The sequence below is a fragment of the Actinomycetospora lutea genome (assembly GCF_028737205.1).
Classification (GTDB): Bacteria; Actinomycetota; Actinomycetes; order Mycobacteriales; family Pseudonocardiaceae; genus Actinomycetospora; species Actinomycetospora lutea.
In genome coordinates this window covers 117,912-139,356 of the sequence record NZ_JAQZAL010000014.1, presented here as the reverse complement: position 1 = coordinate 139,356, position 21,445 = coordinate 117,912, and the positions used below count along the sequence as shown (strand labels likewise).

Genomic DNA, 21,445 nt, shown 5'->3' with positions numbered 1-21,445 from the left:
GACCACCATGGACATGATCATTCAGGAGCGCCGCGACGAGGCCGACGGCGTCCTCTCCCTGACGCTGGCCCGCGCCGACGGCGGCGAACTGCCGGCCTGGGCGCCCGGCGCGCACGTCGACGTGCACCTCGGTCCCGACCTGGTGCGCCAGTACTCGCTGTGCTCCGACCCGGGCGACCGGCAGCGGTGGCGCCTCGGCGTCCTGCGCGAGCCGGCGAGCCGCGGGGGCTCCGAGTACGTGTTCGACAAGCTGCACGGCGGCGACATCGTCACCGTCGACGGGCCCCGCAACCACTTCGCGCTCGAGCCCGCACCGCGCTACGTCTTCGTCGCCGGCGGCATCGGCATCACCCCGATCCTGCCCATGATCGCGGCGGCCGAGGCGGCGGGGGCGGACTGGACGCTGCTCTACGGCGGGCGCACCCGGTCGTCCATGGCGTTCGTCGACGAGCTCGCCGGGTACGGCGACCGGGTCCGGCTCGCCCCGCAGGACGAGGTCGGCCTGCTCGACCTCGCCGGGCTGCTGGCGACGCCGCATCGCTCCACCCTCGTCTACGCCTGCGGGCCGGCCCCGATGCTCGAGGCCGTCGACGCCCTCGTGGCCGGCTGGCCCGCGGGGAGCCTGCGGGTGGAGCGGTTCGCGCCGAGGACGCGCGAGGACACCGGCCGCGAGGCCTTCGAGGTGGAGTTCGCGGCCAGCCGCGTGGTCGCGACCGTGCCGCCGGACCGGAGCATCCTCACGGTCGCCGAGGAGGCCGGGATCCCCGCGCTCTGGGCCTGCCGCGAGGGCACGTGCGGGACCTGCGAGACGCCGATCCTCGCCGGCCGGGCCGCGCATCGCGACTCGCTGCTCACCGAGGAGGAGAAGGCCGACCAGACCACCATGTTCATCTGCGTCTCACGGGCCGAGCCGGGGTGCGCGCGCCTCACGCTGGATCTCTGAGCGCGCCCGTCCCGGGTCCGGCGAGCTCGCCGGGCGCGGTCGGGCGCCCGCACGCGGCGAGCAGCAGCGCGAGCGCGGCGCCGCGCACCTCCGGGCCCTCGCCCAGCGCGAGGTCGGTGTCGGTGGCGACGAGCCGGACGCGGGCGACGAGCTCCTTCGCGCCGCCGAACGACGCCGGCGTCCGCGCCTGGAGCCGGAGCGCGCGGACGACGGCCGGCGTCGGGTAGGCGCGCACGAGGCCCAGGGGCCGGCGGACGTCCTCGCCGTGCACGATCTCCTCGACCAGCCGCGTGTCGAGCGGCGCCGGCGGGGTCGTGCGCCGCCGCGTCACCGCGCGGAGCCGCCCGAGGGTCGCCGCGGGGGTGGCGCCGCGCTCCCGCGCCACGCCGCGCGCGTTCTGGCGGTCGAAGTCGAATCCGGCGCGGGCGAGCCCGACCACGAAGCCGATCCGGGTCGTGCGCGCGGTGTCGACGAGGTGGGCGACGACGTCGTGCACCGCCCAGCCCGGGCACGGCGAGGGCTCGTCCCACCGCCGGTGGTCACTGCGCTGCAGGTCGTCGACCAGCGCCGCGCGCTCCGCGTGCACCATCGACCAGACGTCGTCCACGGTCTCTCCTCCCGTCGTGCTCCTGGACGTGTGACGGCCCGAGACGGGAGGACTCATCGGTCAGGCGCGGCCGCCGTACGCGGGGTGGGTCACGGTGTCGCGCTCGTCGACCAGGCGGCGGGCGTGCTCGCGGGGCCTGCCCTGCACGGCCTCGGCGACGGCGCGGCTCGTCGCCTCCCGGGCCGCGCGGCACACCGCGTCCTCGTCGCCGGCGCTGGCGTCGATCCACACCGACACGAACACCAGGGTCTCCTGGTCGGGGGCGAGCAGCTCGGCGGCGACCGCGTCGAGCACGCCCCGCGCCACCCCGACCTGGCACGCCCCGAACACCAGGCTCTCCAGCTCGCGGCTGTCGGTGGGGATCTTGTTGAGCATGATCGTCGGCGGGAGCAGCGTCTCGTACGACGGCTGGTCGGGCCCGAGGCTGACGAGGATCGGCGCGAACCCGGGGCCCGGGGACGCGAACGCCGTGGTCAGCGCGGCGGCCGTGGGCGACGCGCGCTCGGCGAGCACGACGTTGACGTGCACGCCGTCGGGTGGCGTCCCGCCCCATCCCTGGCTGATGCGGCCGTCGAGTCCCGGCACGGTGGCCCCCTCCCGTCTCAGGTGCGCGCCGCGGCCAGCAGCGGCACCACGTGCTCGTCCCCGGTCAGCGAACCGTGCTGGCCCGGCAGGCGGGAGAGCAGGCGCTCGCCCTCGGTGCGCACCACCGCGGCACTCCCGCGCAGCGCGGCCACGACGTCGGGGATGCGCGGGCGTACCCGGTCGTCGAGCGGGCCGAACCAGCCGCGCTCCACCACCTCCGCGCCGGACAGCACCCACGCGTCCTCGCCGAGCACGCCGCGCCAGGTGGCGAGCACGTCGTCGGCGGCGCCGTCGGCGGCGTAGACGAGGCGGGCGCGCGGGTCGCCGCCGACCAGGGCCACCCCGGCGCGCAGGTCGGGGTCGGTGTCGGCGTCGTGGCGGCGATCGACGGTGACCATCCCGTGGTCCCCGGTGACGGCCAGCAGGGTGCCGGCGGGGAGCTCGGCGACGAGCTGCTCGACGAGCCGGTCGATCGCGCGCAGCTGCCAGCGCCAGGCCGCCGAGCCCGGGCCGTGCAGGTGGCCGAGCTGGTCGAGGTCGGCGTGGTAGGCGTAGACGAGCTGGGGCCCCGGGCGGCCGAGGGCGTCGAGCAGCTCGGCGGCGAGGTCGCCGAACGCGCCCACCCCGCGGTAGTGCGCGCCCCGCAGCGCCGAGCGTGTCAGTCCGGACCCGCGGAAGGCGCGGGCGGACACGACGGTGGCGCCGACGTCGCGGGCCACGGCGCGCTCGAAGACCGTGGGGTGGGGCTGCACGGTCTCCGGGGGCAGGAGCTCGCTCGCGTCGCCGGCGTCGCTGGTCCAGGTCAGCGAGTCGAGCAGGGTGCCGTCGACCCGGAAGCGGATGCCGAGCGTGCCGTGGGTGCCCGGCGGCAGGCCGGTGCCCAGCGAGGTCACGCTGATCGACGTGCTGCTCGGGAAGCCGACGAGCAGCGGCCCGTGGTCGGCCATCGCGGCGAGGAACGGCGCGTCCGCCGCGTGCTCGTGCAGCAGGCGGTGCCCCAGCCCGTCGACGAGCAGCAGGGCGGCCGCGCGCACCGGCGGGAGCCCGAGGCGCGCGGGTCCGCCGGTCACCGCGTCGAGCAGCGCCGGCATGACGTCGTGCAGCCCGGGACGGGACGGATCGGGCAGGACGAGCTCGGCGGCCTCCACGCGCCGCATTCTGTCCCGCGGACGCCGAGCCGCGGAACCGTCGACGGTGCGTACCCACGAGCACACCGCGTGCCGAATACGTTGGGCCGTTCGAGTGATGACTACTGGCGCTGACACGCACTCCCTGTCACCGTCGGGACTCTCGGTGACCGGAGGAGGCCCACCATGAGCGTCGACGCCCCGACCCGACCCGCCGCCCGCGGGACGCGGCGCGGTCACGTGCACGACCGGACCTGCTACTGGGACGTCTTCGCGTGCCGGTGGGCGGGCCCGGCGCACCCGGACCGCGCGCACTCCGCGACCGTGCCGGCGCCGCGGCTCTCGCCCGAGGCCTGACGCGCACCCGCCGGGCTCAGACGCCCGCCGCGAGCAGTCCGCCCGACGCACCGAAGAGGTGGCGCTCGGCGACGAGGGCGAGGAAGCGGCGCGCGAGCTGCGGCGACGCCGCCACCCCCGCGGGCACCGCGGCGCCGACCTGCGCGTACGCCCGCCCGGCCAGCTGCTCGAGGAGCTCGGTCACCGGCCCCTCGCCCGACCCGGCGAGCCGCGCCAGGCCCGGACCGGCGAGCGTGCGCTCGGCGTGCTCGGGGAAGACGCCGGCCAGGAACAGCGCGCCGTCGCCGATCCGGCGCCACACCCCGGCCTGCTGGTCGGCCGGCACGGCGGTGAGCAGGCGCGCGAGGGCCGGGAGGTCGAGCTCGTCCCAGCGCTCGGCGCGCCGGCCCCACTCGTCGCGGCGCCACACGATCCCCGAGGCCGGCCGGGAGTACGAGGCGAGCAGTTCGGCGAGGTGCAGGCGGTGCTCGGGCTCGGTCGCGAAGGCGGCGAGCACCGGCGCGTCGAAGATCGGCACCCGGGTCCGCGGGGCGGTCCGGTCCGGGGTGTGCAGGCGCCCGACCAGCGCGCCGCCCGTCCGGTGGACCGCTGCGGCGAACACGAGGAACGGCGAGACGTGGCGGAAGCGCCCGCTCTCGTCGCGGCGCGCGGCGAGCACGGCGTCGGCCACCGCCGGGCGGTCGAGCAGGTCGAGCAGCAGCTCGGGACGACGGCGCAGAGGAGCGACCCGGCTCGGCTCGCCGTCGGCGAGGGCCAGGAGGTCGCGGTCGGTCAGGTGCTCGCCGTAGCGGTGCCCGACGGCCTCGCGCGCGTCCATCGCCTCATCATGCGTCGCGGCGCATGCTCAGGGCGAGACCGATGTCCATCGCGCCGCGGAACAGGAAGCCGAGCGCGATGAAGATGGCGAGCGTCCCGACGGCGGTGCCGGGCGACACGAGCAGGACGAACGCGACCACGAGGCTCAGCGCGCCGAGCCCGATGTTCCACCACCGGTGATCGCGCTCCGAGAAGCCGACGAGCAGGTCGTGCACGCCCGCGACGACGAACCAGAGGATCAGGCCCCAGACGAGCACGAGGATGCCGCCGCCGGGCTGGAAGAGCACCAGGACACCCGCCACGAGCGCGAGGACGCCGAAGGCGGCGAGCCACCCGCGTCCCGTCGAGCCGGTGTCCGCGCGCCAGGCGACACCGATCTCGAGGGCGCCCTGGATGATCAGGCCGATGCCCAGCGCGAAGGCCACGCCGAGGAGCGCGAGGCCCGGCCGGAACAGCGCGATGATGCCGAGCAGCACCCCGATGATCCCCGAGGCGAGGACCCAGCCCCATCCGCCGGACTCCCGGCGGACGCCCGCCCCACTGAGTGCGCTGGCCATCCCAGATCCCCTCCCGCCACACCGCTGATCAGGCACATCGAATCGCCGACGGCGCCCCGTGTCGAGAGGACATCCGGCCGCGGGTCCGGAGATCACCCGTCGCGGGCGCCCGCCCCGCTCCTTGCCGCCGGTGTGTGGGCGTGGTGAGGTCCGCGTCGTGGCCACTCCGCTGCTCGATCCCGCCGTCCCCGGCGACGCCCACGCGGCCCAGCGCCTGGCGAGCGAGGCGGTGATCTGGCTGGGCACGGTGGCCGCCGACGGGCGGCCGCACACGGTGCCCGTGTGGTTCGCGTGGGACGACCCCAAGGTGACGATCTTCAGCCGTCCCGACACCGCCAAGGTCGGCCACCTGCGCACCCACGACCTCGTCACGGTCGCCCTCGACACCGCCGGGCAGGGCACCGACGTCGTCACCGGCAGCGGGCACGCCCGGCTCTCGGAGTTCGGCAAGGTCGAGAAGGCGCTCGACGCGTTCGGGCGCAAGTACGCGCCGATGCTCGGTGACCAGCCGCTCGACGCCTGGCTGATGACGTTCTCGCTGCCGATCGTGGTCACGCTCGACCGGTTCGTGGCGTGGCGCAGCACGAGCGCCGGCCTCGAGTACCGGTCGCTACCCTCCCGCGGGTGATCACCCGCCGCACCGCGCTGGTCGGGGCCGGCCTCACCGTGCTGGCCGGGTGCGCGCCGGGCAGCACACCCCCTCCCGAGCCGGGGCCCCGGACGATGTCCGAACCGCCGATGGCCCTCGCCGGGCTCGAGCAGCGCTCGGGGCGGCGGATCGGGCTGCTCGCCGTCGACACCGGCAGCGGGCGGGCCGTGGCCCACCGCGCCGACGAGCGGGCGCTGATGTGCTCGACCGCGAAGGTCCTCATGGTCGCGGCGGTGCTCGACCGCGCCCGCACCCAGCCCGGCCTGCTGGACCGCACGATCCGCTACACCCGCGCCGACCTGCTCTCCTACGCGCCGACGACCGAGCGCTCCGTCGACACCGGGATGACCGTGGCCGCCCTGTGCGAGGCGGCGATCGTCGTCAGCGACAACACCGCGGCCAACCTGCTGACCGGCCTGCTCGGCGGGCCGGCGGCGACCACCGCCTACGTCCGCACCCTCGGCGACCCGACGACGCGCCTGGACCGCCTCGAGCCCGGGCTCAACGAGACCGCGCCCGGCGACGAGCGCGACACCAGCACCCCGGCGGCCATGGTGGCCGACCTGCGGGCGCTGGTCCTCGGTGACGCCCTCGACCCGGCCGGGCGCGAGCGGCTCACCGGCTGGATGGTCGGGGCCGTCACCGGCACCGAGCAGATCCGGGCCGCGCTGCCCCGCGACTGGCGCGTCGGGGACAAGACCGGCTCGGGCGCGCAGGGCGAGAACAACGACGTCGCGGTGGTCCGGCCGCCGGGCCGGGCACCGTGGGTGATCGCCGTGTTCACCAGCCCCGCCGACCCGGCCAGCACGAACGGCCGCGCCACGATCGCCGACGCCACGCGGATCGCCGCGGCCGCCCTCTGATCGGCACTACGGTGCGGGACATGGGGGACAGCGAGCCGGTCACGCTCCCGGCGGTGCGCTGGCTCTCGCCGACCGAGCTGATCCGCACCGGCGTCACGGTGGTGCTCGGCAGCACCGTCGCGGCCTACGCCGACAAGCGCGACGTCATGTCGGGGACGACCTTCGCGCAGGGCGTGTCGGTCCACGACGCGGCCGAGGGCGAGGACTTCTGGGTCGACTTCCTCTGCGACACCGGCGACGGGTTCCGCGCCATGGCCACGGTCGCGACCCTGCTCGGCGCCCCGGAGCTCACCGTCGACGGGCATGTGCTCCCGCGCGGGCGGGTGCTGCTGATGGGCGGCGACGAGGTCTACCCGGTGGCCGGGACCCTCGCCTACGAGCAGCGCCTCGAGAGCCCGCTGCAGGAGCAGTTCGTCCGGGCCCCGGAGGAGGAGCCGCCGACCGTCTACGCGATCCCCGGCAACCACGACTGGTACGACGGCCTGACCGCGTTCCTGCGGGTGTTCTGCCAGGGGCGGCACCTCGCGGGGTGGGACACCGACCAGCGCCGCTCGTACTTCGCGCTGGCCCTGCCGCGCGGGTGGTGGGTGCTCGCGATCGACATCCAGCTCGACACCTACATCGACGCCACCCAGCTCGAGTGGTTCCGCGAGGTCGTCTCGATCATCCCGGACGGCGACCGGATCGTGCTGGTCACCGCGGCACCGGCCTGGTACGGCGCGCAGGACGGCGACGACCGCTCGATGGACCGGCTCGCCTTCTTCCTGCGCGAGGTCCTCGGCGGGCGGGACCTGCCCGTGCGGCTCGTGCTGACCGGCGACACCCACCACTACGCCGTCTACACCCTCGAGCACCCCGAGCAGGAGCAGGTGCTCGTCACGGCCGGGCACGGCGGGGCCTACACCTCGCCGACGCACTTCCTGCCCGCCGCGCTCGACGTCACCACCGACCTCGCCGCCCCCGGGACCGAGCGCGCCACCGGCACGCATCGCTACGTCCGGGGCCCGCACACCTTCCCCACCGAGAGGACCTCGCGCGCCGAGGCCTTCAAGGTGCTGTGGCGGCTGCCGCTGCGCAACGGCCTGCTCCTGCCCCTGCTCGTGCTGCTGCCGGCGCTGGTGATCGTGCCATGGGTGCTCGGGGTGCCCGCGGTCTCGGTGATCGCGGGTCTCGCCGTCGCGGGCGGGTCGTACGCGTTCGTCGTGCCGCAGCGCGCGGGACGCCTGCGCCGGGTCGGTCTCGGACTCGCGCTGACGATCCCGGAGCTGGCGGTGGCGATCGCCGCGACCGTCGTCGCCGTCCGGCTGGACGACCCGCTCGCCACCGTGCTCGTCGTGCTGGCCGCGGGCCTGCTGTCCAGCCTGGTGCTCTCGACGTTCCTGCTGCTCGCCGCCCGCGGGGCCAACCGCAACGAGCTCTTCGCCGCGCAGAGCATCGAGGACCACAAGGGCTTCCTGCGCCTGCGGATCGCCGACGACGGGACGCTGACGATCTACGCGCTGGGCGTCGAGCGGGTGCCGCGGCACTGGCGGTGGTCCCCCGGGGCGACGCCGCGCTGGACCCCGACGACCCCGGTCGAGGCGCACCTGGTCGACGAACCGATCGTGCTGCGTCCCTGACCGTCCCCGCTCGGGACCGGGGCGAGCACGGGAGGGGACTCGCGCTCACCGTCCGCCGGCGACGTCGAGGACGCTGCCCGTGCAGTAGGACGCCTCGTCGGAGAGCAGGAACGCGACCGCCGCCGCGACCTCGTCGGCCGTGCCGGCTCGGCCCACGGGCACCATCGGGCCGATGCGTTCCACGCGGTCGGGTTGCCCGCCGGAGGCGTGGATGTCGGTGTCGACGATCCCCGGCCGCACGACGTTGACCCGCACGCCCTCGTCGGCGACCTCCTTGGCCAGCCCGAGCCCGAGGGTGTCGACCGCGGCCTTGGACGCCGCGTAGTCGACGTACTCCCCCGGCGCGCCCAGCCGCGACGCCGCCGACCCCACGAGCACGATCGACCCGCCCGGACCGCCGTGCGCGGTCGAGAGCCGCCGCACCGCCTCGCGGCAGGAGACGACGGCGCCGACCACGTTGATCGCGAGCATCTCGGCGACCCGGGCGGCCGACATCGCGTCGACGCGCGACCTCGGCACCACCACGCCGGCGTTGACGACGACCCCGCCGAGCGGCCCGAGCGCGTCCGCCGCCGCGAACGCGGCCTCGACGTCGGCCTCGACCGCCACGTCCGCGCGCACCGCGCTCGCCGTCACCCCGGCCTCGCGGGCGCGGGCGGCGACGGCCTGCGCCGCGTCCTCGTCGCTGCGGTAGGTCAGGCAGACGTCCCACCCGGCCGCCGCGGCCCGGGCGACGACGGCGGCGCCGATCCCGCGGCTGCCCCCGGTGACGAGGAGGACCGCCCCCATCAGACGAGGAACCGCAGCGACGAGTCCCGGCCCTCGGCGCGCGCGGCGCGGTGCTCGGCGAGGTTCGTGTGCTCGGCCAGGCCGCGACCCTCCCCCATCCCGGCGAGCACCGCCGCCTCGGCGCGCTCGACCTCCTCGGCCCCCGCGAGGGCGGCGCGCAGCTGGTCGGGCGTGGCCACGGCGAGCCCGTCGTCGTCGCCCAGCACGAGGTCGCCGGGCCGCACCGGCACCCCGCCGAGCGCGACCGGGCCCTCGTCGAGCCCGCGCGGGTCGCGGGCGCTGCCCGAGGCGGGCGTCGAGCCGCGCGCGAACACCGGCAGCCCCATCCGGCGCAGCCCGGCGACGTCGCGGCAGAACCCGTCGATCACGACCCCGGCCAGCCCGCTGCGGCGTGCCTCGGCGGTCACCAGCTCGCCGGCGACGGCGCGGGCGCCCCGCGGGTTGACGACCACGAGGACCGAGCCCGGCGGGGCCTGCCCCGCGGCGAGGAGCACGGGGAGGTGGTCGTCGGGGGCGACGACCGTCACCGCGGGCCCGGCCATCCGCACCTCGGGCACCATCGCCCGGATCGCGGGGTCGGGCAGGAGGATGGTCTTGTCGGCGTCGCACAGCGAGGAGGTCGCGAGGGCGCGCACCCGGCCGAGCTCCTCGGCGGTGAGGGGATCCACGGGACGGATGATCCTCGACGCGCGCCTCCGGGGCGACCATCCTCGACGTCCGTGCCCTCCCCCGTGATCCTCGAGGTCGCCGTCAACGGCGCCACCCCGCGCTCGGTGAACCCGCACGTGCCGCTGACCCCGGCCGAGGTGGCCGACGAGATGCTCGCCTGCGTGGCGCGGGGGGCGAGCATCGCGCACGACCACCACGAGGCGATGTTCGTGCCGGACGGCGTGCACGCCGTCGAGCCGTACGTCGAGGCCTGGTCGCCGGTGCTCGCGCAGTACCCGGACCTGCTGCTCTACGCGACGATGGCCGCCGGGGCCCGCGGGATCCCGATCGAGACCCGCTGGGCGCACCACGAGGAGCTCGCCCGCCGCGGGCTCGGCGGGCTCTCGCTCGTCGACCCCGGCTCGGTGAACCTGGGCCTGACCAGCGACGGCGCCATCGCCGAGGCCGCCGCCCCAGGCCCGTACCAGAACAGCCTGGCCGACACCGAGCACATGTTCGCCCGCTGCGCGCATCACGGCACCGGCCCGTCGATCTCGATCTTCGACCCGAGCTTCCTGCGGGTGGCGCTGACCCTGCACCGGCACGGGCGCGTGCCGCGCGGCGCGATCGTCAAGCTCTACTTCGGCGGCGAGCTGGAGTTCGGGCTGCCCCCGACGACCACGGCGCTCGAGGCCTACCTCGAGATGCTCGAGCCGAGCGGCCTGCCGTGGTCGGTCGCGGTCCTGGGCGGCGACGTCGTCGCCTGCGGGCTCGCCGAGACCGCGGTGCTCCGCGGCGGGCACGTGCGCGTCGGGCTCGAGGACCACGCGGGCCCGTCGACGCCGACGAACACCGCGCTCGTCGACGAGGTCGTGGCGCTGCTCGCGGACCTGGGCCGGCGCCCGGCGACGATCGCCGAGACCCGCGGGATCCTCGGGCTGTGAGCTCCCTGGTGGCCCGCCTGCGGGCGGCCGGGTGCGTGTTCGCCGAGGAGGAGGCGGCGCTGCTGGCGGGCGCGCCGGAGTCCGCCGTCGCCCGCCGGGTGGCCGGCGAGCCGCTGGAGCAGGTGCTGGGGTGGGCGGAGTTCGCGGGCCTGCGGGTGGCGGTCGCCCCCGGGGTCTTCGTGCCGCGGCGGCGCAGCGAGTTCCTGGTCGGGCGCGCGCTGGCCCTGCTGCGCGGCCGCGAGACGGTCGCCGACGTCTGCTGCGGCACCGGGGCGATCGGGGCGGCGCTGCAGGCGGCCCGCCCGGGGCTCGTGCTGCACGCCGCCGACGTCGACCCCGCCGCCGTGGCCTGCGCCCGCGCGAACCTGCCGGGCGCGGCAGGCGTGCACGCCGGTGACCTGCTCGCCGCGTTGCCCGCGTCGCTCGCCGGGCGGGTCGACCTCGTCGTCGCGAGCACGCCGTACGTGCCGAGCGACGCCGTCGCCGCCATGCCCCCGGAGGCGCGCGAGCACGAGCCGCGCGCGGCCCTGGACGGCGGCGGGGACGGGGTGGACGTCGTGCGGCGGCTCGCGGCGCAGGCACCGGGGTGGCTGCGGCCCGGCGGTCACCTGCTCGTCGAGTGCGCCGGGCACCAGGGCGACCTCGCCCGCGACGCGCTCGCCGCGGCGGGGTTCACGGCGTCGGTCGCCCGCGACGAGGAGCACGACGCGACGGTGGTCGCCGGGGTGCGGTGATCACTCGCCCTTCTCCGCCGCGCGCTTGCGGCGCTTGCCCTCGTGCATGGCCTGCACGCGGGCCACGGGGATCGTGCGGCCCTCGGCGACGAGCTCCTCGGGGAGTGCCTGCGGCGCCGGGCGGGCGTCGGCGTCGGCCCACGGGTCCGGGCGCTCCGGCGCGGTCGCGACGGTGATCTCCGCCGGGACCACGGTGCCCAGCTCGTCCCAGGAGACCGGGAACGACACCGGCAGGCCGGGGCGTACCCGCGGGCTGTAGACCGACGCGATCGTCGAGCCGCCCGCGCGGGTGGGGTCGACGAAGACCTTGCCGCCGCGGTCGGCGCGGATGAACGCCGTGGTCGCGATGTCCGGGTCGAGGCGCTCGGTGCGCACGGCGAGCGCGCGGGTGGCGCCGGCGACGTCCTCGTGGGTCGGACCGGGGGCGAGCGGGACCAGGATGTGCACGCCCTTGGCGCCGGTGGTCTTCACGACGCCCCGCAGGCCGGCGTCGTCGAGCGCGCGGCGCACGAGGCGCGCGGCGGCGACGACGGCGTCGAACCCGGCGCCCTCCGGCGGGTCGAGGTCGAGCACCAGGTGCTCGGGGACGTCCATCGCGTCCGCCCGCACGAGCGTCGGGTGGTACTCGATCGCCCGCTGGTTGGCGAACCACAGCAGCGTCGGCAGGTCGTCGCACAGGGCGTAGGCGACCTCCCGGTGGGAGCTCTCGGCCCAGAACGACACCGTGCGCACGAAGTCCGGCGCGTACTTCGGGACGTTCTTCTGCATGAACGGCTTCTGCCCGCGCAGCGCCCGCACGACCGACAGCGGGCGCCCGGCGAGCGCGGGGAGCATCCGCGGCGCCATGCGGTCGAGGTAGTCGACGAGCGCGCGCTTGGTCACCCCGGCGCCGGCGAACAGTTCCTGATCGAGGTTGGTCAGCGCCACGCCGGCGCGCTCCTCGCCCGCGTCCCGCCCGCCGGATCCCTTTCCCGCCACGGCGTCACTTTCCTGCTCAGGACCGCCTCGGGCAAGGCGGCGGGGGGTCCGCGACCCCACTGATCGGGATGAGAGAGTCCCCGCCCGGCAGGACGCTCCGCGACGGAACGCACGCGGAGCGTCACCCCGAGGGACCACCCGGACAGACCACTCGTCCGTGGCACCCCCGCTGCCGTTGAGAGGGAGGCGCCGCGGGGACGGCGCGACCGGTCGAGAGGAGCACGGTGGGTCGGCACACGTGGATGGGCATCACCCCGGAGACGCGCGAGCGCGCCCGGCGACGGGTGGGCGGCCGCGTCGCCGCGATCGTCCTCGGCCTCGTCGCGGTCGCGGGCCTCGGCGGCGTGGGCGCCGTCGCGGTGGCCGCGCCGAAGGCGGCCATGCCGTGCGAGGACAACGTCAAGGCCTGCGCCCGCCTCTCGACGAACGAGGCGTGGCTGAGCGACGGCCAGGGCAACATCATCCGTGGCCCGGTCCGGATGAACCACGGCGCGCCGGGCAACGAGACCCCGCTGGGCTTCTTCGCCGTGCAGCGCAAGGAGGAGGTCCACCTCTCCAAGGAGTTCAACAACGCGCGGATGCCCTGGTCGGTGTTCTTCGACGACAACGGCCGCGCGTTCCACGGCGGCGACCCGTCGCGCCAGTCGGCCGGCTGCGTGCGCATGGCCGACCCCGACGCCCAGGCGTTCTACAACAACCTCAACGTCTACGACCGGGTCCAGATCGTCCCGTGACGCCCATGTGAGCGAACTTCGGGGCTATCACCCCGAAGTTCGCTCACATGCCCTTCAGCCGCAGGGACCGCAGGCGGTTGAGGGCGGCGGCGACCTCGTGGCGGCGGGGGCGGGCGAGGTCCTCGGACCGCCCGTCGAGCAGCGCCTCCAGGCCGCCGCGGTCGAGCTCGGCGTCGAGCAGGTCCAGCCCCTCGGCCAGGGTGATCGTGCCGTCGAGCACGCCGTCCCCGAGCAGGGCCAGCGCCCGCCCGATGCCCGCGACCTGCGAGCGGTCGGTGATCTGCTCGACCGCGGACAGGTCGATGTCGTCGGCGCCGAAGGTCAGCGTGTCGCGGCCGCGGGCGGTCACCCGGCGCTTGCCCTTCGCCGTCGGGTCGAGCGAGCCCGGGTCCACGACGCGCGGTGTGACCGCCGGGAAGCCGGTGTGCTCGACGGTCCGCGGCGGCCCGGCGGCGGCGATCTCGTGGGCGCGCGCCGTGACGTCCGACGCGCGGTACGCGTCCATCATGATCACGGTGTCGGCGACGCCGAGATAGTCGCCCGACCCGCCCATCACCAGCACCGTCGACACCCCGTGCTCGGCGTGCAGCGGGCGCACCCGCTCGACGAACGGCACCAGCGGCTCGGTCGCGATCAGCTGCTGCATCCGGGCGTCGCGGATCATCATGTTGGTCGCCGAGGTGTCCTCGTCGATGAGCAGCACGTCCGCGCCCGCCTCCACCGCCTCGACCGTCGACGCGGCCTGGCTCGTGGACCCCGACGCGTTGGTGGTCGAGAAGTCGTCGGTCGGCTCGCCGGAGGGCAGGTGCGCGACGAACGCCGACACGTCGTCGTGGATCACCGCCCGCCCGTCCTCGGCGCGCAGCTTGACGGCGTCGGGCCGGGTGACCACCTGCTCGCGCCCGTCGCCGGGCACGTGGTCGTACACGCCGGCCTCCAGCGCGCGCAGCAGCGTCGACTTGCCGTGGTAGCCACCGCCGACGATGAGCGTGACGCCCTCGGGCACCCCGAGGCCGCTCACCTCCCCGGCGTTGGGCGCGGTGAGCGTCACCCGCAGCTCCGCCGGGCCCCCGAACGGGGTCGCGCCGTCGAGCGGCCGGTCGTCGACCCCGCTGCGCCGCGGCAGCACGGCCCCGTCGGCGACGAACGCGACCAGCCCGCGCCCGGCCAGCGCCGCCCGCAGCGCCACGGCGTCCTCGACGGTCTCGACGAACGCCCGCGCCGCGTCGTGGTCGGCCCCGGCGATCGCCTCGCGGGCCGCGGCCGGCAGCGTGTCCCCCAGCAGCGTGGCGGCCTCGCGCCCGAGGATGCGGCGCTTGGGCCCCGGGAACGGGACGCCGACCTCGACCACCACGACGCCGTCCTCGCCCACCGTGCCGGCCGTGCGGTCGAGCACCTCGGGCCCGCCCGCGTCGACGTGCACCGGCGTGCCGCGCAGCGCCCGGCGCAGCCCGCGCAGCAGGAACGCGGCGAGGGCGCGGCGCCGGTCGGCGGTGGCGTACAGGTCGGCGGGCAGGCCCGCGTCCGTGACCGTCAGCCGCACCCGGCTCGGCGGCGCGAACGGGTCGGCCTGGACGCGCAGCACCTCGAGGCCCACGCCCCCGACGTCCCAGCGGCCCGACAGCGACTTGTAGCGCCCGTAGCTCGCTCCTTCGAGGGAACGCAGGGTGGCGGAGAGATCGTCGCGACGAGACATCGATCGCAATGTGCCCATCGGCGACAGCTGACAACCCCCTGCGACCTGGGCCGTTCCAGGAAGAACCGATCATCTTCCCTGTCGCGACCCCGCTGTGCAGCCCCGGAGTTGCGCCCGCCATAGTGGACGAGACCCGACACCGACGCAGTGCACCGTCGGCGCAGTCGATCTGCGCCGCCGACCCTCGGGGGGAAGCACCACCGTGATCGTCCTCGGCCTGTCCGGCCTTCCGCACTCCCAGGACCACCTCCGTCGCTCGCACCCCGGCATCTCGAAGCTCGACGAGCGCATCTGCCAAGGGCTGGACAGCGCGGCGGCCGTCGTCGTCGACGGCCGACTCGTCGCGGCGGCGAGCGAGGAGCGGTTCACCGGCGACAAGGGCACCGGCGCGCTGCCGGTGCACGCCATCGACTACGTCCTGCGCGAGGCGGGGGTCTCCGCCGACGACGTCGACGTCATCGCCCACGGCTTCGACTACGACCGTCACCGCCGCGCCTTCGAGATCACCGGAGCACCGTTCGACGAGGTCTACGCGAGCGCGACCGTCGTCGACGGACTCACCGCCGCAGGCTGGACCCGTGTCGCCGAGCGCTTCCGTCCGGTGCGCCACCACGTCGCGCACGCGGAGTCCGCCCTGGCACCCAGCGGCTTCGACTCGGCGCTGGTCGTGGTCAGCGACGGCATGGGCGAGACCGAGTCGCTGTCGGTCTACCGCGCCACCGGCGGGGAACTCGAGGTGCTCCACACGCAGCCCATCGCGACGTCGCTGGGCATCCTGTACTCGATCGCGACGCGGTTCCTGGGCTTCCAGTTCAACTCCGACGAGTACAAGGTCATGGGTCTCGCGCCCTACGGCGACCCGGAGCGCTTCCGCCCGGTGTTCGAGAAGCTCGCCCGCTTCGACGCCGACCGCGGCGCGGTGGTCATCGACTGGCCGGCGGGCGCCCTCGCGGAGCCCGAGCAGGGCTACCCCCACGCCCGCGCCTTCCTCGCCGAGGCCGCCTTCACCCCGTCGGAGCCCGACGGGTCCATCCAGCGCGACGAGGCCGACTTCGCCGCGTCGCTGCAGGAGCGCCTCACGACGGTGCTGGTCGAGCTCGTCGGGCACTGGCTCGAGCGCACGGGCGAGCGCCACCTCTGCCTGGCCGGCGGCACGTTCCTCAACTGCAAGTCCAACCAGTCGATCGCCGACCTGCCGGGCCTGGAGGGCATGTTCGTCCAGCCCGCCTCCGGCGACGACGGCACGGCGCTCGGCGCGGCCTGGTCCGCTGCCCGCGCCGAGGGCGACCCGGTGACGGCCACCGGCCCGTTCGACCCGTACCTCGGCCCGCAGTACACCGAGGACCAGGTGCAGGCGGCCCTCGAGGCACGCCCTGACCTCACCTGGCGCCACGTCGGCGCCACCGACGAGTACTTCGCGGCCGCCGCCGACGACATCGCCGACGACCGGATCATCGCGTGGTTCTCCGGGCGCATGGAGTTCGGACCGCGCGCGCTGGGCAACCGCTCGATCCTGGCCCGGCCGGACGGCAACCGGATCAAGGACCGGATCAACGGCGCGGTGAAGTTCCGCGAGGCGTTCCGGCCTTTCGCCCCGGCGGTGCTCGACGAGGACGTCGACCGGCTGTTCGTCACGCACGGCTTCGAGCCGGACCGCTACATGCTCTGCACAGCCCACGTGCGGCCCGAGGCGCGCCGCACCGTGGACGGGATCGTGCACGCCGACGACTCGGCCCGCATCCAGACCGTGCGGCCCGACCTCGCACCGGGCTTCCACCGCCTGCTCGGCAAGGTGCGCGACCGCACCGGTGCCGGCGTCACCGTCAACACCTCGTTCAACGTCAAGGGCCAGCCGCTGATCATGGACCCGGTGACGGCGATCGACACCTTCGCCGGCATCGCGCTCGATCGGCTCTACATCGAGGGCTTCGTGGTGGAAGGCACCAAGGCATGAGCCTCACGGTCTACTCGACCTGCCCCCAGTCCAAGGACGTCGCCCCCGGCGAGTACCTCGCGGCCGTGGCGGCGACGGCGCGCTGGAGCGAGGAGGCGGGCTGCGCGGGCATGCTCGTCTACACCGACAACAGCATCGCCGACCCGTGGCTGGTGTCGCAGACGGCGATCGCGGCGACCGAGCGGCTCGCCCCGCTCGTGGCCGTCCAGCCGGTGTACATGCACCCGTACACCGCGGCGTCGATGGTGTCCTCGCTGGCCTGTCTGCACGGCCGGTCGGTGCACCTGAACATGCTCGCGGGCGGGTTCAAGAACGACCTCGTGGCGCTCGGTGACGACACCGAGCACGACGACCGCTACACGCGCACCGTCGAGTACACGCAGATCCTCACCAGCCTGCTCCGCGGGGAGACCGTGACCCGCGAGGGCCGGTGGCACCAGGTGCAGAACCTCAAGCTGGCCCCGGCGTGCCCGCCGGAGCTGATGCCCGAGGTGCTGATCTCCGGGTCGTCGCCCGCCGGGCGGGCCGCGGCCGCCGAGATCGGGGCCACCCCGATCCGCTACCCGGAGCCGCTGGCCGAGACCGACCCCGCCGACGCCCCGAGCGGCGGCGGCGTGCGGATGGGGATCATCGCCCGCGACGACGCCGACGAGGCCTGGCGGGTGGCGCACGAGCGCTTCCCCGCCGACCGCACCGGGCAGGTCGCGCACGCGATGGCCATGCGCGTGACGGACTCGCACTGGCACCACCAGCTGGCGCGCCGGACCAAGGCCCCCACGCCGTCGGCCGAGCTGGGCGCCGAGCCCGAGCCCTACTGGCTCGGACCGTTCGAGAACTACCAGTCGTTCTGCCCCTACCTGGTCGGGTCGCACGACCGCGTCGCCGCCGAGGTCGCGCGCTACCTCGAGCGCGGTGTCGAGGTGTTCGTGCTCGACATCCCGCCGGACGCCGAGGAGCTCGGCCACGCCGGCGAGGTGTTCACCCGGGCCACCGCGGCGGTCGGCGCATGAGGCACCTGCAGGATCTCCTCGCCGCCGCGGTCGACCGCCACGCCGATCGCACCGCGATCGTCGGAACCGACGAGGTGATGAGCTACGCGGAGCTCGACGGCGCGGTCAACCGCATCGCCCACGTGCTGCTCGACCGGGGCCTGACCCCCGGCGCGCGGGTCGGCGTGCTCGCCGAGAAGTCGCCGTGGACGATCGCGGCGCTGATCGGGACGCTCCGGGCCGGCGGCGCGTACGTGCCGATCGACCCGGCCGGCCCGGCGTCGCGGGTGGCGCGCATCGTCGGCGCCGCCGAGCCCGAGGTCGTGCTCGTCGACGCCGCCTCGCGCCCGCTGCTCGACGAGGTGCTCGCCGAGCTGCCCGGACCGTACCCGACGATCGGCGCGCTCGACGCCCAGGACGACGTCGCGTTCACGCGCGCCGACCTGCTCGGCGCCTCGGCCGGCACCCCCGGCGTCGCGCCGGTCGACCTGGCGCACCTGCTCTTCACGTCGGGCTCCACCGGCGTGCCCAAGGGCGTGATGATCACCCACGACACGGTGATCGCCTTCGTCGACTGGGCGCTGAAGCACTTCGGCACGCGGCCCGGCGACCGGATCTCCGGGCACCCGCCGCTGCACTTCGACCTGTCGACCTTCGACATCTACGCGACGCTGGCGGCCGGTGCGGAGCTGCACCTGGTCCCGGCGACGCTCGGGGTCGACCCGCGCGCCACGGCGTCGTTCATCCGTGACCGAGCGCTGACGCAGTGGTTCTCGGTGCCCAGCGTGCTGACCTACCTGGCGCGCTTCGACGCCGTCGCCCAGGACGATTTCCCCGCGCTCGAGCGCCTCCTGTGGTGCGGCGAGGTGCTGCCGACGCCGGTGCTCGCGCACTGGATGCGCAAGCTGCCGCACGTCCGTTTCACCAACCTCTACGGGCCGACCGAGGCGACGATCGCGTCGAGCTTCTACGACGTGCCCGAGGTCCCCGCCGACGAGACGGTGCCGGTGCCGATCGGGCGGGCGTGCGACGGCGAGGAGCTCCGGGTCCTCGACGAGGCGATGGCGCCGCTCCCCGCGGGTGAGGTCGGCGATCTCTGGATCGGCGGGGCCGGGCTGTCGCCGGGCTACTGGCGCGCCCCGGAGAAGACGACGGCCGCGTTCCGCCCGGACCCCTCCGGCGAGCGGCTCTACCGCACCGGCGACCTCGCCCGGGTCGACGGCGAGGGCGTCGTCCACTTCCTGGGCCGCGCCGACTCGCAGATCAAGAGCCGCGGGTACCGCATCGAGCTCGGGGAGATCGAGGCGGCGCTGGCAACGGTGTCGGGGATCCGCGAGCTCGCCGTCGTCGGCGTCGAGACCGGCGGGTTCGAGGGCACCACGATCTGCTGCGCGTACTCGGTGGCCGAGGGACACGTGCTGCCCGCCGCCGACGTGCGCCGGCGGATCGGTGAGCTCGTCCCGAAGTACATGGTCCCGGCGCGCTGGGCCGAGATGGACGACCTGCCCCACAACGTCAACGGGAAGATCGACCGGCCGGCCCTGCGGAAGCACTTCGCCCCCGTCGGCGCCGTGACAGGAGGACGCTGACGATGCCCGACGCCACCACCGGCGGGCCGATGACCGACCAGCTGACCGACCTGGTCCGTGACCGACTCGGAGTCGATGTGCCCTCGTCGGACACCGACCTCATCGCCGAGGGCCTGATCGACTCCCTGGCCCTGGTCACACTGATCGTCGGCATCGAGGACACCTTCGGGTGCCGGCTGCCGCTCGACGACTTCGACATCGACCGCTTCCGCAGCGTCGACGCGATGGCCGCGTTCCTGGTCGAGAGCGGGGTGACCGCGTGAGCGCACCCACCGCCGAGCTGGCCGCCCTCGAGGAGCACCTCGCGGCCGTGCTGGCCGGGCTCGGTGCCCCGCCGGCCGACCGCGACCCGCTGCTCTGGGCCGCGCACGAGGCCGCGTTGTGCGCCCGCGAGCTGCTCGCGCTGCGCACGGGCGGCGGCGACGCCGACTGGGCGTCCGTGCTCGCGTCGGCGCGCGCGTCGATGGCCGCCGTGTCCTACGCCCGCCGCGAGACCGGGGCGCTGCCGGGGGCCTGAGCGGCTCGTGGGCAGGTCGGGGCGACCGGGTAGTGGGCCCCCGACTAGAGGCCGCGGACCGGCAGGCCGTGCGCCTCGCCCACGGCGGCGCTGTGGAGCTCGCCGGCGTGGGTCGCGAGGCCGTCGGCCAGCCCGGCGTCGGCGGCCAGCGCATCGCGCCAGCCGCGGTCGGCCAGGGCGAGCGTGAACGGCAGGGTGGCGTGCGTGAGCGCGTGGGTGGAGGTGTTCGGCACCGCGCCGGGCATGTTCGCCACGCAGTAGAAGAGCGTGTCGTGCACCGCGAAGGTCGGGTCGGAGTGCGTCGTCGGGTGCGACGAGGCGAAGCAGCCGCCCTGGTCGATGGCGATGTCGACGAGCACCGCGCCCGGCTTCATGCGCGCGACCAGCGCGTCGGGCACCAGCGTCGGGGCCTTCGCGCCGGGCACGAGGACGGCGCCGACGACGAGGTCGGCGTCGAGCACGGCGCGCTCCAGGTTGTCGGCGCTCGAGTACATCGTCTGCACCCGCCCGGCGTAGCGGGCGTCGAGGGCGCGCAGGGTGTCCAGGTTCGTGTCGAGCACCGTGACGCGGGCGTGCATGCCCACCGCCATCTGCACCGCGGACGCACCGGAGACGCCGCCGCCGATCACCACGACATGACCCGCCGGCGCGCCGGGGACGCCGCCGAGCAGCAGGCCGCGGCCGGCCTGGGAGCGCATGAGGTGGTAGGCGCCGACCTGCGGGGCCAGGCGGCCCGCGACCTCGCTCATCGGGGCGAGCAGGGGCAGGGCACCACCGCGGGTGACGGTCTCGTAGGCGATCGCGGTGGTGCCGGCGTCGAGCAGGGCCTGGGTGCACGCCCGGGACGCGGCGAGGTGCAGGTAGGTGAAGAGCGTGAGGTCCGCGCGGAGTCGGTGGTACTCCTCGGCGACCGGCTCCTTGACCTTGACGACCAGGTCGGCGTCGCCCCACACGTCGTCGGCGTCGGCGAGGATGCGCGCGCCGGCCTGCTTGTACTCGTCGTCGCCGAACGCGGAGCCGAGGCCCGCGCCTTGCTCGACGGTCACATCGTGGCCGTGGGCGACGAGCTCGCGCACGCCGCCGGGCGTCAGGGCCACCCGGAACTCGTTGTCCTTGACCTCGGCGGGCACCGCGACCTTCATCGTCCATCTCCGTCCGTCGGCGTCTCCCCTCCAGCGTGAAGTTCCTGCACCGTGATCGGTATATCGCCGCAGATGATTCTGTAGATTCGGGCCATGCGCGAACGATCGGACGACGCGGTGCGGGCAGTGGCCGTCGCGCCGAACGATCTGCGGGGGCTCGACGAGGTCGACCGGGCGCTGCTGGCCCACCTCGTCGCCGACGCGCGGATCACCAACGCCGCGCTGGCGCAGGCCGTGGGCGTCGCGCCGTCGACGTGCCTGGCCCGGGTGCGGTCGCTGCGCGAGCGCGGGGTGATCCGCGGCTACCACGCCGACGTCGACCCGGCCGCCGTCGGCCTGCCGCTGCAGGCGATGATCTCGGTGCGGCTGCAGAGCGACGCGCGCGACCGCCTGGGCGAGTTCACGGGGCTGGTGCGCCGGCTGCCCGAGGTGCGCGACGTGTACTTCGTCGCGGGCGAGGACGACTACCTGCTGCACGTCGCGACGGCGGGCACGGGCGCGCTGCGCGACCTCGTCGCGCGGCTCAACGCGCACCGCGACGTGGCGGGCACCGTCACCAGCCTGATCTTCGACCACCTCCGGCCCGTGCCCGGCACCGGCTCGTAGGC

The 21,445-nt window shown here is 75.4% G+C and carries 24 protein-coding genes; 14 read left to right on the top strand and 10 right to left on the bottom strand.

The genetic code is table 11. The annotated features are described in order from the left end of the window. The first annotated feature begins 7 nt into the window (after window positions 1-7). Window positions 8-943, top strand: a complete 936-nt coding sequence (locus PHK61_RS16970) for a PDR/VanB family oxidoreductase (RefSeq protein WP_274282174.1) — start codon at window positions 8-10, stop codon at window positions 941-943. Here the strand turns inward: PHK61_RS16970 and PHK61_RS16965 are convergent. From PHK61_RS16965 to PHK61_RS16955, 3 genes are read right to left on the bottom strand one after another with little or no spacing between them, the layout of a single operon-like run. Further along, on the bottom strand, window positions 927-1,550 hold the full coding sequence (locus tag PHK61_RS16965; RefSeq protein ID WP_274282173.1) for a maleylpyruvate isomerase family mycothiol-dependent enzyme: 624 nt from the start codon (window positions 1,548-1,550) through the stop codon (window positions 927-929). The two genes, PHK61_RS16970 and PHK61_RS16965, sit on opposite strands and share 17 nt — an antisense overlap. Window positions 1,551-1,610: 60 nt before the next feature. After that, on the bottom strand, window positions 1,611-2,135 hold the full coding sequence (locus tag PHK61_RS16960; protein WP_274282172.1) for a formaldehyde-activating enzyme: 525 nt from the start codon (window positions 2,133-2,135) through the stop codon (window positions 1,611-1,613). A gap of 17 nt (window positions 2,136-2,152) precedes the next feature. Then, window positions 2,153-3,226, bottom strand: a complete 1,074-nt coding sequence (locus PHK61_RS16955; RefSeq protein WP_274282215.1) for an alkaline phosphatase family protein — start codon at window positions 3,224-3,226, stop codon at window positions 2,153-2,155. Between the two features lie 222 nt (window positions 3,227-3,448). Between PHK61_RS16955 and PHK61_RS16950 the strand changes: the two genes are divergently transcribed. After that, window positions 3,449-3,619 (top strand): hypothetical protein, encoded by a 171-nt coding sequence (locus PHK61_RS16950; RefSeq protein ID WP_274282171.1) that lies wholly within the window; start codon window positions 3,449-3,451, stop codon window positions 3,617-3,619. Window positions 3,620-3,635: 16 nt separating this feature from the next. Here the strand turns inward: PHK61_RS16950 and PHK61_RS16945 are convergent, their stop codons facing one another. After that, window positions 3,636-4,436 carry a hypothetical protein gene (locus tag PHK61_RS16945; RefSeq protein ID WP_274282170.1) on the bottom strand — a complete coding sequence of 267 codons (801 nt, stop codon included), beginning with the start codon at window positions 4,434-4,436 and terminating at the stop codon, window positions 3,636-3,638. A 7-nt stretch (window positions 4,437-4,443) separates the two neighbouring features. Beyond that, window positions 4,444-4,992, bottom strand: a complete 549-nt coding sequence (locus PHK61_RS16940) for an HdeD family acid-resistance protein (protein WP_274282169.1) — start codon at window positions 4,990-4,992, stop codon at window positions 4,444-4,446. Between the two features lie 157 nt (window positions 4,993-5,149). Between PHK61_RS16940 and PHK61_RS16935 the strand changes: the two genes are divergently transcribed. From PHK61_RS16935 to PHK61_RS16925, 3 genes are read left to right on the top strand one after another with little or no spacing between them, the layout of a single operon-like run. Continuing rightward, window positions 5,150-5,620, top strand: a complete 471-nt coding sequence (locus PHK61_RS16935; RefSeq protein ID WP_274282168.1) for a pyridoxamine 5'-phosphate oxidase family protein — start codon at window positions 5,150-5,152, stop codon at window positions 5,618-5,620. Further along, the gene (bla, locus tag PHK61_RS16930; protein WP_274282167.1) at window positions 5,617-6,504 is read left to right on the top strand and encodes a class A beta-lactamase; all 888 of its coding nucleotides are present in this window, start codon (window positions 5,617-5,619) and stop codon (window positions 6,502-6,504) included. Before PHK61_RS16935 ends, bla begins: the two co-directional genes overlap by 4 nt. A 20-nt stretch (window positions 6,505-6,524) precedes the next feature. After that, window positions 6,525-8,123 (top strand): metallophosphoesterase family protein, encoded by a 1,599-nt coding sequence (locus tag PHK61_RS16925; RefSeq protein ID WP_274282166.1) that lies wholly within the window; start codon window positions 6,525-6,527, stop codon window positions 8,121-8,123. A gap of 45 nt (window positions 8,124-8,168) precedes the next feature. On the opposite strand, the gene PHK61_RS16920 is transcribed toward PHK61_RS16925, so the two are convergent. Continuing rightward, window positions 8,169-8,912, bottom strand: coding sequence for an SDR family oxidoreductase (locus PHK61_RS16920; protein WP_274282165.1), 744 nt, complete (start codon window positions 8,910-8,912; stop codon window positions 8,169-8,171). After that, a complete protein-coding gene (locus PHK61_RS16915) occupies window positions 8,912-9,580 on the bottom strand; it encodes an RraA family protein (protein WP_274282164.1) in 669 nt (222 codons plus the stop codon). The genes PHK61_RS16920 and PHK61_RS16915 overlap by 1 nt, the downstream gene beginning before the upstream one ends. 51 nt (window positions 9,581-9,631) lie before the next feature. On the opposite strand from PHK61_RS16915, the gene PHK61_RS16910 reads away from it, so the two are divergent. Together PHK61_RS16910 and PHK61_RS16905 are read left to right on the top strand one after the other, a co-directional pair. Beyond that, the gene (locus tag PHK61_RS16910) at window positions 9,632-10,504 is read left to right on the top strand and encodes a beta-keto acid cleavage family enzyme (protein ID WP_274282163.1); all 873 of its coding nucleotides are present in this window, start codon (window positions 9,632-9,634) and stop codon (window positions 10,502-10,504) included. Beyond that, on the top strand, window positions 10,501-11,238 hold the full coding sequence (locus PHK61_RS16905) for a putative protein N(5)-glutamine methyltransferase (protein ID WP_274282162.1): 738 nt from the start codon (window positions 10,501-10,503) through the stop codon (window positions 11,236-11,238). Before PHK61_RS16910 ends, PHK61_RS16905 begins: the two co-directional genes overlap by 4 nt. Here the strand turns inward: PHK61_RS16905 and ligD are convergent, their stop codons facing one another. Further along, entirely contained in the window at window positions 11,239-12,216 is a 978-nt protein-coding gene (gene ligD, locus PHK61_RS16900; protein WP_274282161.1) for a non-homologous end-joining DNA ligase, read from the bottom strand. A 224-nt stretch (window positions 12,217-12,440) separates the two neighbouring features. Here ligD and PHK61_RS16895 point away from each other — a divergent pair, with 224 nt between their 5' ends. Further along, window positions 12,441-12,950, top strand: coding sequence for a L,D-transpeptidase (locus tag PHK61_RS16895; protein WP_274282160.1), 510 nt, complete (start codon window positions 12,441-12,443; stop codon window positions 12,948-12,950). 43 nt (window positions 12,951-12,993) lie between these two features. On the opposite strand, the gene PHK61_RS16890 is transcribed toward PHK61_RS16895, so the two are convergent. Next, window positions 12,994-14,646 carry an ABC-ATPase domain-containing protein gene (locus PHK61_RS16890; RefSeq protein WP_274282159.1) on the bottom strand — a complete coding sequence of 551 codons (1,653 nt, stop codon included), beginning with the start codon at window positions 14,644-14,646 and terminating at the stop codon, window positions 12,994-12,996. 202 nt (window positions 14,647-14,848) lie between these two features. On the opposite strand from PHK61_RS16890, the gene PHK61_RS16885 reads away from it, so the two are divergent. From PHK61_RS16885 to PHK61_RS16865, 5 genes are read left to right on the top strand one after another with little or no spacing between them, the layout of a single operon-like run. Further along, complete coding sequence (locus PHK61_RS16885) at window positions 14,849-16,600, top strand: carbamoyltransferase family protein (RefSeq protein ID WP_274282158.1); 1,752 nt, start codon at window positions 14,849-14,851, stop codon at window positions 16,598-16,600. Beyond that, a complete protein-coding gene (locus tag PHK61_RS16880; RefSeq protein WP_274282157.1) occupies window positions 16,597-17,610 on the top strand; it encodes an LLM class flavin-dependent oxidoreductase in 1,014 nt (337 codons plus the stop codon). Before PHK61_RS16885 ends, PHK61_RS16880 begins: the two co-directional genes overlap by 4 nt. Further along, on the top strand, window positions 17,607-19,178 hold the full coding sequence (locus PHK61_RS16875; RefSeq protein WP_274282156.1) for an amino acid adenylation domain-containing protein: 1,572 nt from the start codon (window positions 17,607-17,609) through the stop codon (window positions 19,176-19,178). The genes PHK61_RS16880 and PHK61_RS16875 overlap by 4 nt, the downstream gene beginning before the upstream one ends. A 2-nt stretch (window positions 19,179-19,180) precedes the next feature. Beyond that, complete coding sequence (locus PHK61_RS16870) at window positions 19,181-19,441, top strand: acyl carrier protein (RefSeq protein WP_274282155.1); 261 nt, start codon at window positions 19,181-19,183, stop codon at window positions 19,439-19,441. Next, window positions 19,438-19,695 (top strand): hypothetical protein, encoded by a 258-nt coding sequence (locus tag PHK61_RS16865; RefSeq protein ID WP_274282154.1) that lies wholly within the window; start codon window positions 19,438-19,440, stop codon window positions 19,693-19,695. The genes PHK61_RS16870 and PHK61_RS16865 overlap by 4 nt, the downstream gene beginning before the upstream one ends. A 44-nt stretch (window positions 19,696-19,739) precedes the next feature. Here the strand turns inward: PHK61_RS16865 and ald are convergent, their stop codons facing one another. Next, the gene (gene ald / locus PHK61_RS16860; protein ID WP_274282153.1) at window positions 19,740-20,837 is read right to left on the bottom strand and encodes an alanine dehydrogenase; all 1,098 of its coding nucleotides are present in this window, start codon (window positions 20,835-20,837) and stop codon (window positions 19,740-19,742) included. Window positions 20,838-20,930: 93 nt separating this feature from the next. On the opposite strand from ald, the gene PHK61_RS16855 reads away from it, so the two are divergent. Then, window positions 20,931-21,443 carry an Lrp/AsnC family transcriptional regulator gene (locus PHK61_RS16855; protein WP_274282152.1) on the top strand — a complete coding sequence of 171 codons (513 nt, stop codon included), beginning with the start codon at window positions 20,931-20,933 and terminating at the stop codon, window positions 21,441-21,443. The last annotated feature ends 2 nt before the right edge of the window (window positions 21,444-21,445 follow it).

Bases quoted from the DNA above. Each gene is read 5' to 3' on its own strand.
- PHK61_RS16970 (WP_274282174.1), top strand. From the start codon at position 8: ATGGACATGATCATTCAGGAGCGCCGCGACGAGGCCGACGGCGTCCTC.
- PHK61_RS16955 (WP_274282215.1), bottom strand. From the start codon at position 3,226: ATGCCGGCGCTGCTCGACGCGGTGACCGGCGGACCCGCGCGCCTCGGG.
- PHK61_RS16950 (WP_274282171.1), top strand. From the start codon at position 3,449: ATGAGCGTCGACGCCCCGACCCGACCCGCCGCCCGCGGGACGCGGCGC.
- PHK61_RS16945 (WP_274282170.1), bottom strand. From the start codon at position 4,436: ATGGACGCGCGCGAGGCCGTCGGGCACCGCTACGGCGAGCACCTGACC.
- PHK61_RS16940 (WP_274282169.1), bottom strand. From the start codon at position 4,992: ATGGCCAGCGCACTCAGTGGGGCGGGCGTCCGCCGGGAGTCCGGCGGA.
- PHK61_RS16925 (WP_274282166.1), top strand. From the start codon at position 6,525: ATGGGGGACAGCGAGCCGGTCACGCTCCCGGCGGTGCGCTGGCTCTCG.
- PHK61_RS16920 (WP_274282165.1), bottom strand. From the start codon at position 8,912: ATGGGGGCGGTCCTCCTCGTCACCGGGGGCAGCCGCGGGATCGGCGCC.
- PHK61_RS16890 (WP_274282159.1), bottom strand. From the start codon at position 14,646: ATGTCTCGTCGCGACGATCTCTCCGCCACCCTGCGTTCCCTCGAAGGA.
- PHK61_RS16880 (WP_274282157.1), top strand. From the start codon at position 16,597: ATGAGCCTCACGGTCTACTCGACCTGCCCCCAGTCCAAGGACGTCGCC.
- PHK61_RS16875 (WP_274282156.1), top strand. From the start codon at position 17,607: ATGAGGCACCTGCAGGATCTCCTCGCCGCCGCGGTCGACCGCCACGCC.
- PHK61_RS16870 (WP_274282155.1), top strand. From the start codon at position 19,181: ATGCCCGACGCCACCACCGGCGGGCCGATGACCGACCAGCTGACCGAC.
- ald (WP_274282153.1), bottom strand. From the start codon at position 20,837: ATGAAGGTCGCGGTGCCCGCCGAGGTCAAGGACAACGAGTTCCGGGTG.
- PHK61_RS16855 (WP_274282152.1), top strand. From the start codon at position 20,931: ATGCGCGAACGATCGGACGACGCGGTGCGGGCAGTGGCCGTCGCGCCG.